We start from the raw sequence: 16,645 nt of genomic DNA on the forward strand, positions 1-16,645 counted from the left end.
GACAGGAAGTCCCGGGCATGCCGAGGGTGCGTACCCACGCGGACCGTGCGGCGATGGGAGCGGCGGCCGCCGCCGACGTCGCCGCAGACCTCCGCGCCCGCCTCGCCGGGCAGGACGGCGTGCGGATGGTCTTCGCGGCGGCGCCGAGCCAGACCGAGATGCTCGACCACCTGGTCGCCGCCCCGGGGATCGACTGGTCCCGGGTGACCGCCTTCCACATGGACGAGTACCTGGGCCTGCCCGCGGAGGCCCCGGCGCGGTTCGCGAACTGGCTCGACCGGGCGGTCTTCACTCGGCTCCCGTTCGCCGAGGTGCACCGCATCGACCCCGGTGACGACCCCGACGCGACCGTGGCGGCCTACACCAAGCTGCTCGCTGAGGCCCCGATCGACGTCGTGTGCCTCGGCATCGGGCAGAACGGCCACCTCGCCTTCAACGACCCGCCAGTCGCCGACCTCGACGACCCGGTCGCCGTGAAGGTGGTGGAGCTGGACCGCACCTGCCGGGAGCAGCAGGTCGACGACGGGGCGTTCGCGAGCGTCGACGACGTGCCGACCCACGCGATCACGCTCACGATCCCGCGGCTGCTCGACGCCAGCCGGCTGTTCTGCGTGGTGCCTGGTGCGACCAAGCGGCACGCCGTGGCCCGCGCCCTGCACGCGCCGGTCTCCGCGGCCGACCCGGCGACCGCTCTGCGCACCCACGCCGACGTCACCCTCTACCTCGACGTGGAGGCCGCTCCCCGTGCCTGATCCGACGTTCCGCAGCTACCTCGACACGGTCCACGGGCACCTCGAGCGGATCCTCACCGAGGAGGCGGGCGCGATCCGCGCGGCAGCCGAGCTGCTCGCCGACCAGATCGCGGCCGACCGGCTCGTGCACGTGTTCGGCCCCGGCGGACACTCCAACCTCGCGGCGCAGGAGGTGTTCTTCCGCGCGGGCGGGCTCATGCACATCTCGGCGATCCTCGACGAGGGCACGCTGCTGTCCAACGGCGCACTGCGGTCGATGGCGATCGAGCGCACCCCCGGCTACGGGCGCGTGGTGATCAGCGACCGCGGCCTGGGCGACGGCGACCTGCTCGTGCTCGTCAACGCCTACGGGATCAACGCGGCGCTCATCGACGCCGCGCTCACCGCCCGCGAGCGCGGCGTGCGGCTGATCGGGATCAGCTCGCGCGAGCACGCCGAGCGGACCGCGGCCCACCACCCGGCACGCCACCCGACGAAGGCGAACCTGCACGACCTGGTGGACGTCGCGATCGACAGCAAGGTGCCGATCGGCGACGCGGTCATGGACGTGCCCGGGTCGGCCGAGCCCGTCGCCGCGGTATCGACGTTCACCAATGCCTACGTGCTCAACTGTCTCACGCTCGCCACCGTCGAGGCGCTCGCCGCCCGCGGGATCGAGCCGCCGGTGTGGCGCAGCGGCAACGCGCCGGGCGGCGACGAGGCGAACGGCCGGTTCCTCGACCGGTTCCGGGGGCGGGTGCGGTCCCTCTGATGAACGCTGTGAACCTCTGGGGCCGGGACCCGGCCACCGGGCGCGTCCTCGACGTCGTGACCGACGGCCCGGTGGTCGCGCACGTGCAGCACGTCGCCGACCCGGCGGACGACGTCCCGTGGCTGCTGCCGGGGCTGGTCGACCTGCAGGTCAACGGCTACGGCGGGCACGACGTCAACGGGCCCGACGTGACCCCCGATGCCGTGGTCGCGCTCGTCCGCGCCCTCGCCCGCGCGGGTACGACCACCGTGGTCCCGACCGTGATCACGGCGGCGGAGGAGGACATCGTCCGGTCGCTGCGCGCGATCGCCGAAGCGCGTGCCCGCGACAAGGCCACCCGCCGGGCGGTCCCGTGCGTGCACGTGGAGGGCCCGCACATCTCGCCCGAGGACGGCCCGCGCGGTGTGCATCCCGCCGCGCAGGTCCGACCGCCGGACCCGGCCGAGTTCGACCGCTGGCAGCGGGCGGCCGACGGGCTCGTCGGCATCGTGACGCTCTCCCCGCACCACCCGGAGGCGGTCGCCTACACCGAGCACCTGACGCGGGCGGGCGCGGTCGTCGCGATCGGCCACACGCACGCCACGCCCGAGCAGGTGCGGGCGGTCGTCGACGCCGGGGCGCTCCTCTCGACCCACCTCGGCAACGGGGCGCACGCGATGCTCCCCCGCCACCCGAACCACCTGTGGGCCCAGCTCGCCGACGATCGCCTCACGGCCGGGTTCATCGCCGACGGCCACCACCTGCCCGCCGACACCCTGACGGCGATGCTGCGCGCGAAGGGCCTCGACCGGGCGGTGCTGGTGTCCGACTCCGTCGCGCTGGCCGGGATGCCGCCGGGCGAGTACACGACCCCGGTGGGCGGCTCCGTCGTGCTGTCCGCGGACGGGAGGCTGTCCGAGGCCGGCACTCCCTATCTCGCGGGCGCGGCGCGGTCGCTGGCCGACGGCGTCGCACAGGTCGCGCGCCTCACGGGGATCCCGTTCGCCGCCGCGGTCCGGCTCGCGACCGCCAACCCCGGCCGCTTCGTCGGCGGTCGCGGCCGGTTGACCCCCGGCGCCCAGGCCGACCTGCTGCTCGCCGACCACTCCCCCGGCGACACAGCGCTGCGGATCCGCCGGGTGGTCGCCGGGGGCGAGGTCGTGGCGTGAGGGCCGGCGTCGCCGTCCGGGACGTGACGCCGCGGCCCGGGGCGGCGATGTCCGGGTTCGTGGCCCGCGAGGCGCGCGCGAGCGGGGTGCACGACCCCCTGCTGGTGCACGCGCTGGTGGTCGAGGACACGGCGCTGGTGACGGTGGACGCCGTCGGGCTGCACGAGGACGACTGCGCGGAGATCCGCAGGCGGTGCGGCCTGCCCGCGGAGCGCGTCGTCGTCCACGCGACGCACACCCACGGCGGCCCGGCGAGCATGCGGGGCCGCCTCGGCGGGCCGGTCGACGCGACGTGGCTCGACGGAGTGATCGCGACCTGCGTCGACGCGGTGGACGCCGCGCGGGCCGCGCGCGAGCCGGTCGAGGTGCTGGCCGGGTACGGCGCGGACCCCGGCGTGGCCCGCAACCGGCGCCGGCCCGGTGGACCCGTGGATGACGCGCTCCCGGTGGTGCACCTGCGCCGCCCGGACGGCTCGCTGCTCGCGGCCGTCGTGTCCTACGCGTGCCACCCGGTGGTCCTCGGCGCGGACAACACGCTGCTCACCGCCGACTACCCCGGGGTCGTCCGCCGGATCCTGGGCGAGCGGCTCGGCGGCCCGGTGCTGTTCGTGACCGGCTGCGCGGGCGACGCCAACACCGGCCACAGCGCGCACGCGTCGATCTCGACGGCCACGGCCGCCGATCGCACCTTCGCCGAGTGCGAACGGGTCGGCGTCCACATCGCCGAGGCCGCGCTGGCCGCGGCCCCACGGCCCGGCCCGGCGGCGGTGGCCGCGGCCCGCCGGGAGGTGGCGCTCGACCTCGACGTCCCCGACCCCGCAGCGCTCGCCGCCGACGTCGCGGCGTGGGAGGCGGAAGCGGCCGAGGCCGACCCCGCCCGGGCAGCGCTCATGCGCTGCTGGGCCGACTGGGGGCGCCGGATACTCGCCCGCGAGAGCAACCCGGCGCCGTGGCCCGCCCCGGTGAACGTCCTGCGGTGGGGCCCCGCGCTGGTCGTCGCGCTACCCGGCGAACCGTTCGCCGCGACCGCGCGACGGATCCGGGAACACGCGGCGGGCACGGGCGCGACCGTCCTGGTGGCGGGGTACAGCAACGGCTGTCCCGGATACCTTCCGCCGGCGGACGAGTACGCCTGCGGCGGCTACGAGGTGGACGAGGCCCACCGCTACTACGGCACGCCCGGCCGGTTCGCCCGCGGCTCGGCCGAACGGCTCGTCGACCAGGCCGAACGGGCCCTCATGGGGACGAGGAGTGGGTCCGACGGCTCCGCGGACCGGTCCGACCCAGAATGCTCGGAACGCAGCTGATCGGATGGCCGACCGGGAGGTGGCTACGTAAGCGTCGCCCGGCACTCGAACAGCCGGCCACGCGCGCTGCCTCCAACCTCGACGACGTCGAGGACGCCTTCGAGCACACCGAAGACGGAGTTCAGCCACGCGTACCGCTCGTCGCCCGTCTGAAAGCGGCAGGACGTGACGAAAACCCGCGCGCCGTCGTCGCGACGCAAGGTGGCAACGCCGTCCAGCTCGACCCAGGCACGCGCACCGTCCCGCGTCCTCAGCAGACCGCGCAGGGTCGGCTGGTTGACGTTGTCCGGGCGGCGGCGAGCGAGGTTCGTCAGATGCAGGGTCCCATCGAGTCGCTCCCCGGTCACCGAGCCCTCCATGGTGCCGTAGATCTGGCCTCCGCTCCCGGAATCCAGGTTGTCCAACGACGTGTACGTCAGCTCGACAGCGCCAAGCTCTGCCAGGTCCATCGCTCCTCCCCCGCCCCACCCTGAACGCACCCTGCTCGGCGAGAGAGAGGGTGGCACACACCGACCACGTTCGCACCATCCGCGGGGACAGCACCATCCCGCAACGCGGAGAGCGTCAGATCGGCCGGGACGTGCACGCGGCCACGAGTGCGGGGAGCACCTCGTCGAGTGGTTCGCGGAGCACGGCGGTGGCGTGCCCGTCGTAGGGGGTGGGCTCGGCGTTGCAGACGACCAGATCCGCACCGGCGCTGAGGGCGAGGTCGGCGAACCCTGCGGCCGGGTGGACGGTCAGCGAGGTGCCTGCGGCGAGGAAGAGGTCACAGTCCAGCGCTGCGCGCCGGCTCTGCCGCACGATCTCCTCGTCCAGGGCCTGACCGAAGGACACGGTGCTGGATTTCAGGATCCCGCCGCAGTCCAGGCACGGAGGATCCTCCTCGCCCGCCGCGACCCGGGCGAGGGCGTCGTGCATCGTGCCCCGCGTGCCGCAGTCCAGGCACACCGTGCCGAACATCGAGCCGTGCAACTCGAGGACGTAGGCGGGATCGAGCCCGCCACGCTGGTGGAGCCGTCGATGTTCTGGGTGAGCACCGCGCGCAGGCGGCCGCGTTCGGCCAGCTCGACGAAGGCGCGGTGGCCCGCGGTGGGCACGGCGTCCCATGCAGGGTGCGATGCGCGGCTCCGCCAGGACTCGCGCCGCACCTCGGGGTCGGCGACGTAGCTGTGGATGTCGCTCAGCCGCTGTGCCTCGGGGTTCTTCGTCCACACGCCGTTCGGGCCCCGGAAGTCCGGAATGCCCGCGGCAGTGGAGAGACCGGCACCGGTCAGAGCGGTGATCCGGCGCGCGGACGCGAACAGCTCCCGCGCCCGCTGCCACTCGCGCTCGGTGTCGGTACCCCGTTCCGCCATTGCGCCAGCCTGCCACCCGGTCGCTACGCCGGCTGCACGTATGGGATCGTCTGCGGCCCCTCGGGCAGCACGCACACCCGCGCGTCCTTGCCCGCCGCGGCCAGGGCCTCCTCCACCGTGGCCGCGACGTCCGCCGTCTGCTCCAGGTGTGCGGCCTCCAGCGCGTGGTCGGACAGGTAGGACGTGTGCATCACGACCCGCGCCTGGACCTGCACCTTGGCCTGCACCTGCACCTGCCACTGGTCGGGCAGCGTCTCCGGGCGGGCCGCGATCGCGTCGAGCAGCGCGCGCGGGGACGGCGCGGACTCCAGCACCTCGCGGTAGGAGCCGTGGTTGGGGAACCCGTCGCGGCACTCGGCCGCGCAGACGATGGTGCCGCCGTCCCGGACGACCGTGGCCGCGGCGGACATGCCCTTCACCGACTGGTAGAGGTTCTGGTCGAGCGGATAGCCGGAGTTGGTGGTGACGACCACGTCGAAGCGCCCCGGCACCGGCACCATCGCGAGCCGCTTGGCGGCCTCCCGCGCGGCGGCGTGCATCGCGAACAGCTCGCCGCCGAACGCCTCGACGATCGTCTGCTCGCGGTTGAGAACCACGTCCAGCCCGAAGTGCACCCCGCCGACGGCCCCGACGACCGCGCGGATGTCGTCGTGCACCGGGTTGCCCTCGCAGACCGCCCAGGTGGCCTGCGGATGGCCGATGCGGCGGGCGTCGTGCAGGGTGAGCACGGTGTCGAGGCCGGCCAGGCCGGGGGCGACGAGCTTCGGGCCGCCGCTGAACCCCGCGAAGAAGTGCGGCTCGACGAACCCGGTGGTGATCCGCAGATCCGCCTCGACCCAGTGCCGGTTCAGCCACACCGGCACCCCGTCGCCGTGGGAGCCCAGGTCCACCAGGGACGAGGGCTCGCGGGCGTCGTGGTTGAGCACGTGCACGGCGTCGACGACCTCGTCGCCGAGCATCGCGCGGATCTCGGCCTCGGTGTTGCCGCGGTGGGTGCCGGTGGCGACGAGGATGACGACGTCGTCGAGGTCGATGATCCCGTCGAGCTCCGCGAGCACGGCGGGGATCATGAGGTGCCGCGGCTGCGCCCGCGTGCCGTCGCACATCGAGATCGCGACCTTCTGGCCCCGCCGGGCGATCTCCCGCAGCGGCGGGCCCGCGACGGGGTTGTGCAGCGCCTCGCGGAGCACCGCCCGCTGGTCGGGGGCACCCGGCGTCCAGACGGGCTCCACCACGGTCGTGCGGGCGGTGGGCAGCTCCACGGACAGGCCGTTCTCGCCGTACGCGAGCCGCACCTGCGTCGTCCCCATGTCTGGCCCTGTCATATCTGACATCGTAGGTGGGCGATCTCTGCCGACCCCCAGCGACGGAGGACCGAGCCCGTGCCGGAGCCCACCGAGTACCGCGTGCCAGGACTGTCCGCCCCGGTCGAGGTGCTCGTCGACACCTGGGGCGTGCCGCACCTCTACGCCTCCTGCGCCCAGGACGTCTTCCTCGCGCAGGGGTTCACCGCGGCCCGCGACCGGCTGTTCCAGCTCGACCTGTGGCGGCGGCGCGGGCTCGGGCTGCTCGCGGAGGTGTTCGGGCCGGACTACGTCGAGCACGACCGGGCCGCGCGGCTGTTCCTCTACCGCGGCGACATGCACGCGGAGTGGCTCGCGTACGGCTCGGACACCAAACGGATCACCACCTCGTTCGTCACCGGCATCAACGCGTTCGTCGCCCTGTGCGAGGAGCGCCCGGACCTCCTTCCGCCGGAGTTCGCCGCGCTCGGGTTCCGGCCGTCGCGCTGGGCGCCCGCCGACGTCGCCCGGATCCGCAGCCACGGCCTGTTCGGCAACCTCGAGCAGGAGGTGGCGCGGGCGCTGACGCTGCGCGACTTCGGCCCGCAGGTGGAGGACCTGCGCCGGGTCCGCGAGCCGGCACGCCCGATCACGGTCCCCGACGGCCTCGACCTCTCGCTGATCCCCGACGACGTCCTGCGCGTCTACCGGCTCGCGACCACGCCGCCGGTGCTCGGCGCCCCCGCCGCGAGCCTCGCCGGGCGCACCGACCCGGAGGGCAGCAACAACTGGGTGGTCGGCGGCGGCCGGACCGCCACCGGGCGCCCGCTGCTCGCGAACGACCCGCACCGCACGGTCGGGCTGCCGTCACTGCGCTACCTCGCGCACCTGTCCGCGCCGGGCCTGGACGTGATCGGCGCGGGCGAGCCGGCCCTGCCCGGGATCTCCATCGGCCACAACGGGCACATCGCGTTCGGCCTGACCATCTTCCCGATCGACCAGGAGGACCTCTACGTCTACCGGACCCACCCGGAACGCGCGGACGAGTACTCCTACCGCGACCGGTGGGAGCCGATGACGACCGTGACCGAGGAGATACCGGTCGCCGGCGGCGAACCCGTCCCCGTCGAGCTGCACTTCACCCGGCACGGGCCGGTGATCCACGCCGACCCCCAGTGGCACACCGCGTTCGCCGTGCGTGCGGCGTGGCTCGAGCCGGGCATGGCGCCCTACCTCGGCAGCATCGAGTACATGACGGCGCCGACGTGCGACGCGTTCGTCGCGAGCATGAACCGCTGGGGCGCGCCGGGCGAGAACCAGGTCTACGCCGACCCGGCCGGCACGATCGGCTGGCACCCGGCGGGGCTCGTGCCGATCCGCCCGAACTGGGACGGGATGCTGCCGGTGCCCGGCGACGGCCGGTACGAGTGGCAGGGCTTCCACGACATGGACGAGCTGCCGTCGTCGGAGAACCCGGAGCGGGACTGGGTCGCCACGGCGAACGAGATGAACCTCCCCGCCGACTACCCGAACGACGAGCGCACGATCACCTACGACTGGTACCACCGCTACCGGCACGACCGGATCAGCGAGGTGCTGCGCGACGCCCGCGGCGTCACCGTGGCCGACTGCGTCGCGCTGCAGGGCGACTACGGCAACGTCGCCGCGCGGCACGTGCTGGCCGCGCTGGCCGGGCTCGAGCCGGACGGCGCGGACGTGGCCACCGGGCTGGCGCTCCTGGCGGGCTGGGACGGCGACGAGTCGGCGGATTCGGCGGCCGCGGCGCTGTACGAGGTGTGGCATCGCCGGCACCTGCGGCCGCGGCTGCTGTCGGCGGCGCTCGCGCGCCTGGTGCCTCCGGACCGGGTGGCCGAGGCGCTCGCCCGGATCACCCCGGACGAGGCCCGCTCGGGCGACATGCGCACCGATCTCGCCCTGCTGGGCGACCCGGCGATCCTCGGCGGCGGTGACCCGGCCGCCGGGCCGACGGTGCTCGGCGCGCTGCTGCTGGACACCCTCGCGGCCGCGGTCCGCGAGACCCGTGAGCTGCTCGGCCCCGACCCCGGCGCATGGGCGTGGGGCCGGCTGCACCACGCCCGGCTGGAGCACCCCGCCGCGCTGCTGCTGCCCGACGACTTCCCCGGCACGCAGGTGGGCCCGCTCCCCCGCGGCGGCAGCGGCAACACGGTCGGCAACACCGCCCACGACGACACGTTCCGGCAGACGGCCGGGGCGACGTTCCGCATCGTCGTCGACGTCGGCGATTGGGACCTGTCGGTGGCGATGAACTCCCCCGGCCAGTCCGGCCGCCCGGGCGACCCGCACTACGCCGACCTGTTCCCGGAGTGGGCGGTCGACGGGAGTTTCCCGCTGCTCTACAGCCGCGACGCCGTCGAGCAGCACGTCGACCACCGGTTCCGGCTGGTGCCCTGACGGCCAGCGCTCTCCGCTCGCTCCGCAAGCTCCGCTCAGCGCCGATGTTCGCTCCGCAAGCTCCGCTCAGCCCGTGCGTGACGGCAGCAGGACGGCCCCCAGCTCCGCGGCGCTGTCGACGATCGCGACGGCGCCCGCCTCGGCCAGCTCGCCGGGCAGCCCGTAGCCCCAGCCGACGCCGAGGCAGTCGAGCCCGTTGCGGCGCGCGCCGTCGACGTCGTTGCTGCGGTCGCCGACCATGACGGCGTCCTGCGGCGACCCGAGCCGGGCCAGCGCCTCGGCCACCACGTCGGCCTTCGTGGGGCGGGCGGCGTCCAGGGTGTCGCCGACGATCTCCGCGAACAGCTCGTCCCACCCGCGCTCGGCCAGCATCCGCCGGGCGTACACCTCGGCCTTGCTCGTGGCGAGCGCCAGCCGCACGCCGGCGTCGGCGAGCTCGCGCAGCAGCGCGTCGACCCCCGGGTAGGGCGTGCACTCCAGCAGCCCGCGCTCGGCGTAGTGCCGCCGGTACACCGGCATCACCGCGGCGGCGGCCTCGGCGCCGATAATCGTCGGCAGCGTCCGGTAGAGCGGCGGGCCGAGGATGCCGCGGTCGATCACGCCCTCGGGCCAGGGCAGGCCGAGCTCGTCGAACGCCGCGCGGAGCGAGCCGAGGATGCCGTCGGCGGAGTCGACGAGGGTGCCGTCGAGATCGAGCAGGACGGCGGTGGGCAGGCGGTCGGCGCAGATCGTCACGCCCCCATCCTGCCCGCCGCGGGCCGGACCTACGTGACGAAGCGGGCGTCGTCGCCGTAGGGGTACTCGCGCAGCTCCGTCCGGACGGCGCCCGGATCGTGGGTCCAGTACTGGCGGATCTGGCGGATCCGGCCGTCGGCGAACTCGTAGTGCTCCGACCCGCGGACGGGCACCGTCGCCCCGTCGCGCTCCACCAGCATGGTCCATTCGGCCGCCGCCGCGGTGCCGTCGCCGACGAACGTGTCGACGTGCCACGTCGCCCCGCGCCAGCGGTCGCGCACCTTCGCGTAGAAGTCGCCGATTGCCGCGGCGCCGCGCGCCGGGCGGTGGTTCGTGTCGTACACCGCGGCGTCGGCGCAGAACGACCCGGCGACCGCCGCCACGTCGCCGCGGCTGCAGGCCGCGAAGTACGCGCGGACGAGCGCCTCCGCACCGTCCCGGTCCAGCTCGCCGGTCATCGCGCCCTCCAGACGGGATCGCGCTTCTCGAGGAACGCGCGGACCCCTTCGGCGCGGTCCTCGCTCAGGTACGGGTTCGGGCCGACCGACAACCGCAGCGCGGCCGACAGGGGCAGCTCCGCGCCCTTGCCGATCATGGCCTTGTAGCGGCGGACGGTGAGCGGCGCGTTCGCGACGAGGCGACGGCAGAACTCGCGCGCCTCCTCGGCCAACCGGTCGCCGGGCACCACCCGGTTGACCAGCCCCCAGCGGTGCGCCTCCTGCGCGGAGATCAGCTCGCCCAGGTACAACAGCTCGTAGGCGATGCCCCGGGGGACGATCCGCGGCAGCAGCTGGCACCCGAAGTTGGCGCCCATGCCGCGCTTGGCCTCGGGCAGCCCGATCCGGGCGTGGTCGGCGGCCAGCCGGACGTCGCAGGCGAGCGCGATCTCGCAGCCACCGCCCGCGGCGACCCCGTTGATCGCGGCGACCACCGGCTTGGCGCACTCCAGCACCGTCTCGAAGACGTTGCGGGTCGTGCCCGCCATCGGCATCGTCATCGGCCGCGCGGCGCCGTCGGCCTGGTTCACCTCCTTGAGGTCGACGCCCGCCGAGAAGGCCCGCTCACCGCTGCCGGTGAGCAGGACCGCCCAGACGTCGTCGTCGGCGGTGAAGCCGTCGAACGCCGCGACGATGTCGGCGATCAGGCCGGTGCTGAGGGCGTTGAGCCGCTCCGGCCGGTCCAGGGTGACGTGGGCGACCCGGTCGACGACCTCGACCGAGAGCCCGTTGTCGGTGCGCACGAGGTGCTCCTCCTCGGTGGACGGGATGTCAGTCGGTGAACAGGCCGGTCGCGAGGCGGGGCCACAGCCCGTCCGCCCCGAGCTCGGCCAGGTGCCGCCCGAGCCGCGAGCTCCAGTGCCGTTCGCTGCCGTACTCGTCGCGCCACGCCCAGAGCCGACGGGTGAGCTGGCCGAGCTCGTACTCCTTGGTCATGCCGATGGCGCCGTGCGCCTGGTGCGCCGCCTTCGCCGCCGCGCTCGCCGCCTCCCCGGCCACGATCTTCGCGGCGGCCACGTCGAAGAAGGCGGGGTCGGGGTCGGCGCTCGCCGCGGCCACGGCGGCCGCCATCCCGGCCGCCTGGGCCTCCTCCGCGATCCGCACCAGGTGGTGCTGCACCGCCTGGAACCGCGCGACGGGCCGGCCGAACTGCTCCCGCTCATTCGTGTAGCGCACCGTCAGGTCGGTGACCCGGGCCAGCGCGCCGGCGATCAGCGCGGCGCGGCCGAGTGCGCCGCGCAGCAGCAGCGCGTCGGCCGTCACGTGCTCCGGTGCCGGGGCGACGGCGTCGTCGGGGAGGGCGAGGTCGTCGAAGTTGACGGTGTCGCGCGGCTCCCCCGCCAGGTTGCGTCCCGGGACGACCGCCGCACCCGCCGCCGGGAGCGAGAGCACGAACCGGTCGCCGCCCCGCTGCGCCAGCGCGACCACGCGCTCGGCCTCGCCCGCCCACGGGACCCGGTGCAGCCGGCCCGACACCCGCCACCCGCCGGGTCCGCCGGTCAGCTCGAGGGCGTCGGCGGGGCGGCCCACCGCGACGGTGGCCGGCCCCGCGGGCAGGGCGAGCCCGGCGGACGCCAGCGCCCAGCCCGCGAGCAGCCCGGTCTCCGCGAGCGGGACGGGCGCGGCGAACCGGCCGGCCACCCGCAGCACGGCGCACGCGTCGGCGACGCTGCCCCCGGACCCGCCGGCCTCCTCCGGCACCGACACGAGGGGGAAGCCCGCCGCGGTGAGGGCGTCCCACAACGGCCCGGCCCAGCCGGTCTCCTCCGCGGCGCGCACGGTCTCGGGTGTACACAGGTCCGTGAACAGGTCGGTCGCGACCTCGGTGAGCAGTGCGCGGTCGTCCGCGCTGTGTCGATGATTCGCTCGCTCACGCTCGCTCATGGCTGCAGCCCCTTCGCCGCGATGGAGCGGAGCACCTCGGTGGTGCCGCCCCGGATGGTGAACGACGGTCCGGTGAGGATCGCCTGGGCGAGCAGCTGCTCGAACAGCGAGCCCCGCTGGGGGTCGATCTCGGTGTCGGCCGCGGCGCGCAGCACCTCGATGACCTCCTGCTCGAACGTCGTCCCGATGTCCTTGACCAGCGCCGACTCGATCGCCGGCGCCTCCCCGCGGTCGATCGAGCGCGCCACCGACAGCGACATCTGCCGGATCGTCCAGTAGCGCGCCGTCAGGCGGCCCGCCACCTCGGCGTCCGCGGCGCCGAGCTCCCCGTCCGGCCCCGCCCGCTCCCGGAGGAACTCGCGGAACGGGGTGAACGGGCTCATGAAGCGGTCGGGGCCCGACCGCTCGTAGGCCAGCTCGGAGGTGACCTGGCGCCACCCGGCCCCGACCTCGCCGAGCACCATGTCGTCCGGGACGAACACGTCGTCCAGATGGACCTCGTTGAAGTGGTGGGTCCCGTCGAGGTACGGGATCGGGGAGATCTTCACCTCCGGGGCGCGGAGGTCGATGATGAGCTGGCTCAGGCCGGCGTGCCGGTTGCCGTTCGCCGGCGAGGTGCGCAACAGCACGACGAAGTAGTGGTTGAGGTGGGCGCCGCTGGTCCAGATCTTGGTGCCGTTGACCATCCACCCGCCGTCCACCTTGGTGGCAGCGGTACGCACCGAGGCGAGGTCCGAGCCGGATCCCGGCTCGCTCATGCCGAGGGAGAACCAGCACTCCCCCGCGCAGATCTTCGGCAGGAACCGGCGCCGCTGCTCCTCGGTGCCGAAGTGCAGCAGCGTGGGCCCGGTCTGGCGGTCCGCCACGAAGTGCGCCCCGAACGGCGCGCCCGCGGCCAGCAGCTCCTCGATCACGACGAACCGATCCACGGCGGAGCGTCCGTGCCCCCCGTACTCGGGCGGGATGGCCATCCCCACCCACCCCCGCTCCGCGAGCTTGCGGGAGAACCCCGGGTCGTGGCCCGCGGCCATCCCCAGTCCCGGCCGGTGGTCGGGGGGAAGCTCCGCGGCGAGGAACTCACGGACCTCGTGGCGGAGGTCCTCCTCGGCGCGGGTGAGGGCGGTCGGTGCGAACTTCATGGTCACGTCCTCCAGGCAGGAGTGGTTGTCGTGGGCCGGGCGCCTGGGACGACCGCCCCGCAGTCGCACAGCGCAGCGGTCTCGGCGGCGTCGAAGCCCAGCTCGGCGAGCAGGTCGGTGGTGTGCCCGGCGAACGGGGGCGACGCCGCCCCCGCCGCGAACGGTGTCGCGCTCATCCGCAGCGGCGACCCGAGCCCGCGGTAGCGCCCGACGGTCTCGTGCTCGTAGTCGCTGACAAGCCCCTCCGCCTCCAGGTGCGGGTCGAAGAGCATCTCCTCGAGGTGGCGGACCTGCGCGACGGGCACCTCCCGCGCGCGCAGCTCCTCGACCCACTCCGCGCTCCCCCGCGTGACGAGCAGCGCGGCGAGCCGTGCTCGGAAGGCCTCGGGGTCGGTCTGCACGAGGGTCTCGTCGACGCCCGTCACCTCGGCGAGGCGTCGGCGCGCCGACGGGCTGCCCGCCCCCACGGCGATCACTCCGTCGGCCGTACGGAACGTGCGGTAGTGAGCGGTGTGGGTGGGCGCGTCGGGGCGCATCGCGCGGCGGACCTGTTCGATCTCGGCGTGGCCGGCGCTGTCCTTGCGCAGCCGCGGCAGCCGCTCCTCGACGAACTCGCGGCGCCAGTCGTCCGCGCCGTAGACGTGGGCGAGGGAGTTGTTCTGCATCGCCAGCGCCCCGCCGAGCAGCGAGGTCTCCACCTTCTGGCCGGTGCCCGTGCGTTCCCGGGCGTAGAGCGCCGCGGCGATGCCGCCGAACAGCAGCATCGCGGTGGAATAGTCGGCCGCCTGCACCTCGCTGTGGTGCGGCAGCCCGTCGTCCTCGGCGGCGAGCGAGCTCATCAGCCCCGACCTCGCCTGGACCACGACGTCCATCCCGGGCAGCCCGGCCTCCGGCCCGACGTGCCCGTAGGCGCTGACGGCGCCGTACACCGCCCGCGGGTTGCGGGCCGCGACGCTGTCGTAGTCCAGCCCGCGCCGGCGCACCGCGGCCGGGCTCAGGTTGACCAGCACGACGTCGGCCGCCTCCACGAGCCGGTGCACGACCTCCTGCGCCCGCGGATGGCCCAGGTCGATCGCGATGCTCTGCTTGCCCCGGTTCTTGATGAGGAACTGCCGGGTCTCCCCCGGGGCGAGCTGGGCCGGGCCCGAGCGGTACGCGTCGCCCGACGGCGGCTCCACCTTGATCACCCGCGCGCCCCCGTCCGCCAGCAGCTGCGCGCAGAAGGGGACGACGACGAACTGCCCGAACTCCACCACCGTGACCCCGTCGAACGGGCCCGTCACGCGGGCACCTCCGTCCTCGGCAGCGGACGGCCGGCGAGCGTCGGCCCGCTGGTCTGCAGGTGGCACGCGGTCTGCCCGCCGCCCTCGACGGGCGTCATCGCGGGCATCACCTGCGAGCAGACGTCCATGGCGTAGGCGCACCGGGTGTGGAACGGGCATCCGGGCGGCGGCGCGGACGGGTCGGGGAGGTCGCCGCTGAGCAGGATGCGCTTCGCGCCCTTCCGCTTCGGATCGGGCACCGGGATCGCCGACAGCAGCGCCTGGGTGTAGGGGTGCGCGGGCTGCTCGTAGATCCGCTCCACCGGTCCCGACTCGACGATCCGGCCGAGGTACATCACGGCGACCCGGTGGGAGATGTGCCGGACCACCGCGAGGTCGTGGGCGATGAACAGGTACGACAGCTCGAACCGCTCCCGCAGGTCCTCCAGGAGGTTGATGACCTGGTTCTGCGTGGAGACGTCGAGCGCCGACACGGCCTCGTCGCACACGATCAGCCGCGGGTTGAGCGCGAGCGCGCGGGCGATCGCCACCCGCTGCCGCTGCCCGCCGGAGAACTCGTAGGGGTAGCGGTCGGCGTGGCTCGGGCGCAGGCCCACCAGGTCGAGCAGCTCCTCCACCCGGTCGCGGCGCGCCTGCTTCGACATCTTCTCGTGCACCCGCAGCGGCTCGGCGATGCTCGCGCCCACCGGTGCCGAGGGGTCCAGCGACGAGTACGGGTCCTGGAACACCATCTGCATCTGGCGGCGCAGCCTGCGCAGCTGGGCCCCCCGGTGGCCGGTGACGTCCTGGCCGTCGACGCGGACCTCGCCCGCCTCCACCGGCACGAGCTTCAGCACGGCGCGACCGGTCGTCGACTTGCCCGACCCGGACTCCCCGACCAGCCCGAGCGTCTCGCCCCGGTCGATGTGCAGGGACACGTCGTTGACGGCCTTCACGCTGTGCCCGCGCCCGAACCTGCCCTTGCCGGCGAACGTCACGTGCAGGTCCTTGACCTCCAGCATCGGTGTCATGCCTGCGCTGCTCACGGCTGGACTACTCATGACTGCACTCCTCGCAGCTCGAGTTCGTCGGTGCGCACGCAGCGGGCGTCGCGGCCGGAGCCGACGTCCAGCAGCGGGATCTCACCCTCGGTGCACTTCGGTTCCGTGTACGGGCACCGGGGGTGGAAGCGGCAGCCGACCGGCATGTTCCACGGCTCCGGCGTCCGGCCGGGGATCGAGGCGAGCCGCCCCTCCCGCGAGCCGAGCTGCGGCATCGCGGAGAGCAGCCCCTCGGTATAGGGCATCCGGGGCCGTTCGAACAGCGGGCCGGCGTCGGCGCGCTCGACCACCTGGCCCGCGTACATCACCACGACGCGGTCGCACACCTGGGCGACGACGCCGAGGTCGTGCGTGACGAGCAGGACGCCCATGCCGATCCGGTCACGCATCGAGACCAGCAGCTCGAGGATCTGCGCCTGGATCGTCACGTCGAGCGCCGTCGTCGGCTCGTCGGCGATGAGGATCTTCGGTTCGCACGCGAGCGCCATCGCGATCATCGCGCGCTGCCGCATGCCGCCGGAGAACTCGTGGGGGTAGGCGTGCACCCGGCGGGCGGCGTTGGGGATCCCGACCATGTCGAGCATCTCGACGGCGCGGGCGGTGGCCGCCCGGCGGGCGCCCCCCCCGGGCGGGCGGGGGGGGGGGCCCCCCGGCGCCCGCCACCGCGGTGGCGCCGCACGGTCTCCCCGATCTGGTCCCCCACCGTGAACGCCGGGTTCAGGCTGGTCATCGGCTCCTGGAAGATCATGGAGATCTCGTTGCCGCGGATGTCGCGCATGGCCCGCTCGGGCAGGGCCGTGAGGTCGCGGCCCTGGAACCGGATGCTGCCCCCGGACCGCCTGCCCGGCGGGCTGGGCACCAGGCCGAGCACGGACAGCCCGGTCACGGTCTTCCCGGAACCGGACTCGCCGACCAGGCCGACGATCTCCCGTTCGGCCACCGTGAACGACACGTCGCGCACCACGTTCGCCCAGCCGTGGTCGGTGGCGAAGTCGACGGAGAGGTTTTCGACGTGCAACAGCGGCGCCTCCGGGCGCG

The 16,645-nt window shown here is 74.3% G+C and carries 16 protein-coding genes and 1 pseudogene; 5 read left to right on the forward strand and 12 right to left on the reverse strand.

The window, feature by feature from the left end:
* The first annotated feature begins 53 nt into the window (after positions 1-53).
* The 4 genes from KME75_RS00135 to KME75_RS00150 are packed head-to-tail and all read left to right on the forward strand — an operon-like array spanning position 54 to position 3,958.
* Positions 54-752, forward strand: a complete 699-nt coding sequence (locus KME75_RS00135) for a 6-phosphogluconolactonase (protein WP_219412392.1) — start codon at positions 54-56, stop codon at positions 750-752.
* On the forward strand, positions 745-1,503 hold the full coding sequence (locus KME75_RS00140; RefSeq protein WP_219412393.1) for a sugar isomerase domain-containing protein: 759 nt from the start codon (positions 745-747) through the stop codon (positions 1,501-1,503). The genes KME75_RS00135 and KME75_RS00140 overlap by 8 nt, the downstream gene beginning before the upstream one ends.
* Positions 1,503-2,651: an N-acetylglucosamine-6-phosphate deacetylase gene (locus KME75_RS00145; RefSeq protein ID WP_219412395.1), complete on the forward strand. Its 1,149-nt coding sequence runs from the start codon at positions 1,503-1,505 to the stop codon at positions 2,649-2,651. The genes KME75_RS00140 and KME75_RS00145 overlap by 1 nt, the downstream gene beginning before the upstream one ends.
* Positions 2,648-3,958, forward strand: coding sequence for a hypothetical protein (locus tag KME75_RS00150; protein WP_219412397.1), 1,311 nt, complete (start codon positions 2,648-2,650; stop codon positions 3,956-3,958). Before KME75_RS00145 ends, KME75_RS00150 begins: the two co-directional genes overlap by 4 nt.
* A gap of 23 nt (positions 3,959-3,981) precedes the next feature.
* Here KME75_RS00150 and KME75_RS00155 read toward each other — a convergent pair whose 3' ends face one another.
* From KME75_RS00155 to larA, 3 genes and pseudogenes are all read right to left on the reverse strand, one after another.
* Positions 3,982-4,407, reverse strand: a complete 426-nt coding sequence (locus KME75_RS00155) for a DUF3237 family protein (protein WP_219412398.1) — start codon at positions 4,405-4,407, stop codon at positions 3,982-3,984.
* Between the two features lie 115 nt (positions 4,408-4,522).
* Positions 4,523-5,313: pseudogene (locus tag KME75_RS00160) on the reverse strand (SIR2 family NAD-dependent protein deacylase).
* A 23-nt stretch (positions 5,314-5,336) separates the two neighbouring features.
* On the reverse strand, positions 5,337-6,638 hold the full coding sequence (gene larA / locus KME75_RS00165) for a nickel-dependent lactate racemase (protein WP_246631181.1): 1,302 nt from the start codon (positions 6,636-6,638) through the stop codon (positions 5,337-5,339).
* Between the two features lie 57 nt (positions 6,639-6,695).
* Here larA and KME75_RS00170 point away from each other — a divergent pair, with 57 nt between their 5' ends.
* Entirely contained in the window at positions 6,696-9,029 is a 2,334-nt protein-coding gene (locus KME75_RS00170; protein ID WP_308282460.1) for a penicillin acylase family protein, read from the forward strand.
* A gap of 66 nt (positions 9,030-9,095) precedes the next feature.
* Here the strand turns inward: KME75_RS00170 and KME75_RS00175 are convergent, their stop codons facing one another.
* The 9 genes from KME75_RS00175 to KME75_RS42420 are packed head-to-tail and all read right to left on the reverse strand — an operon-like array spanning position 9,096 to position 16,625.
* Positions 9,096-9,764: an HAD hydrolase-like protein gene (locus KME75_RS00175; protein WP_308282461.1), complete on the reverse strand. Its 669-nt coding sequence runs from the start codon at positions 9,762-9,764 to the stop codon at positions 9,096-9,098.
* Positions 9,765-9,793: 29 nt separating this feature from the next.
* A complete protein-coding gene (locus tag KME75_RS42410) occupies positions 9,794-10,222 on the reverse strand; it encodes a nuclear transport factor 2 family protein (protein WP_246631182.1) in 429 nt (142 codons plus the stop codon).
* Positions 10,219-11,004, reverse strand: coding sequence for an enoyl-CoA hydratase/isomerase family protein (locus tag KME75_RS00180; RefSeq protein ID WP_308282462.1), 786 nt, complete (start codon positions 11,002-11,004; stop codon positions 10,219-10,221). Before KME75_RS00180 ends, KME75_RS42410 begins: the two co-directional genes overlap by 4 nt.
* 28 nt (positions 11,005-11,032) lie before the next feature.
* Complete coding sequence (locus KME75_RS00185; RefSeq protein ID WP_219412399.1) at positions 11,033-12,145, reverse strand: acyl-CoA dehydrogenase family protein; 1,113 nt, start codon at positions 12,143-12,145, stop codon at positions 11,033-11,035.
* A complete protein-coding gene (locus KME75_RS00190; protein WP_219412400.1) occupies positions 12,142-13,284 on the reverse strand; it encodes an acyl-CoA dehydrogenase family protein in 1,143 nt (380 codons plus the stop codon). The genes KME75_RS00185 and KME75_RS00190 overlap by 4 nt, the downstream gene beginning before the upstream one ends.
* 2 nt (positions 13,285-13,286) lie before the next feature.
* Positions 13,287-14,567, reverse strand: a complete 1,281-nt coding sequence (locus tag KME75_RS00195) for a CaiB/BaiF CoA transferase family protein (protein ID WP_219412402.1) — start codon at positions 14,565-14,567, stop codon at positions 13,287-13,289.
* A complete protein-coding gene (locus tag KME75_RS00200; RefSeq protein ID WP_246631183.1) occupies positions 14,564-15,607 on the reverse strand; it encodes an ABC transporter ATP-binding protein in 1,044 nt (347 codons plus the stop codon). Before KME75_RS00200 ends, KME75_RS00195 begins: the two co-directional genes overlap by 4 nt.
* The gene (locus KME75_RS44680) at positions 15,604-16,182 is read right to left on the reverse strand and encodes an ABC transporter ATP-binding protein (protein WP_281424350.1); all 579 of its coding nucleotides are present in this window, start codon (positions 16,180-16,182) and stop codon (positions 15,604-15,606) included. Before KME75_RS44680 ends, KME75_RS00200 begins: the two co-directional genes overlap by 4 nt.
* A complete protein-coding gene (locus tag KME75_RS42420; protein ID WP_281424351.1) occupies positions 16,101-16,625 on the reverse strand; it encodes an ATP-binding cassette domain-containing protein in 525 nt (174 codons plus the stop codon). Before KME75_RS42420 ends, KME75_RS44680 begins: the two co-directional genes overlap by 82 nt.
* Between the last annotated feature and the right edge of the window lie 20 nt (positions 16,626-16,645).

Source organism: Pseudonocardia nigra (genome assembly GCF_019396355.1).
Classification (GTDB): Bacteria; Actinomycetota; Actinomycetes; order Mycobacteriales; family Pseudonocardiaceae; genus Pseudonocardia; species Pseudonocardia nigra.

What these genes read in the sequence shown, in the direction of transcription:
- KME75_RS00135 (WP_219412392.1), top strand. Translation starts at nt 54, where the DNA reads ATGGGAGCGGCGGCCGCCGCCGACGTCGCCGCAGACCTCCGCGCCCGC.
- KME75_RS00145 (WP_219412395.1), top strand. Translation starts at nt 1,503, where the DNA reads ATGAACGCTGTGAACCTCTGGGGCCGGGACCCGGCCACCGGGCGCGTC.
- KME75_RS00155 (WP_219412398.1), bottom strand. Translation starts at nt 4,407, where the DNA reads ATGGACCTGGCAGAGCTTGGCGCTGTCGAGCTGACGTACACGTCGTTG.
- larA (WP_246631181.1), bottom strand. Translation starts at nt 6,638, where the DNA reads ATGACAGGGCCAGACATGGGGACGACGCAGGTGCGGCTCGCGTACGGC.
- KME75_RS42410 (WP_246631182.1), bottom strand. Translation starts at nt 10,222, where the DNA reads ATGACCGGCGAGCTGGACCGGGACGGTGCGGAGGCGCTCGTCCGCGCG.
- KME75_RS00185 (WP_219412399.1), bottom strand. Translation starts at nt 12,145, where the DNA reads ATGAGCGAGCGTGAGCGAGCGAATCATCGACACAGCGCGGACGACCGC.
- KME75_RS00190 (WP_219412400.1), bottom strand. Translation starts at nt 13,284, where the DNA reads ATGAAGTTCGCACCGACCGCCCTCACCCGCGCCGAGGAGGACCTCCGC.
- KME75_RS00200 (WP_246631183.1), bottom strand. Translation starts at nt 15,607, where the DNA reads ATGAGTAGTCCAGCCGTGAGCAGCGCAGGCATGACACCGATGCTGGAG.
- KME75_RS44680 (WP_281424350.1), bottom strand. Translation starts at nt 16,182, where the DNA reads ATGGTCGGGATCCCCAACGCCGCCCGCCGGGTGCACGCCTACCCCCAC.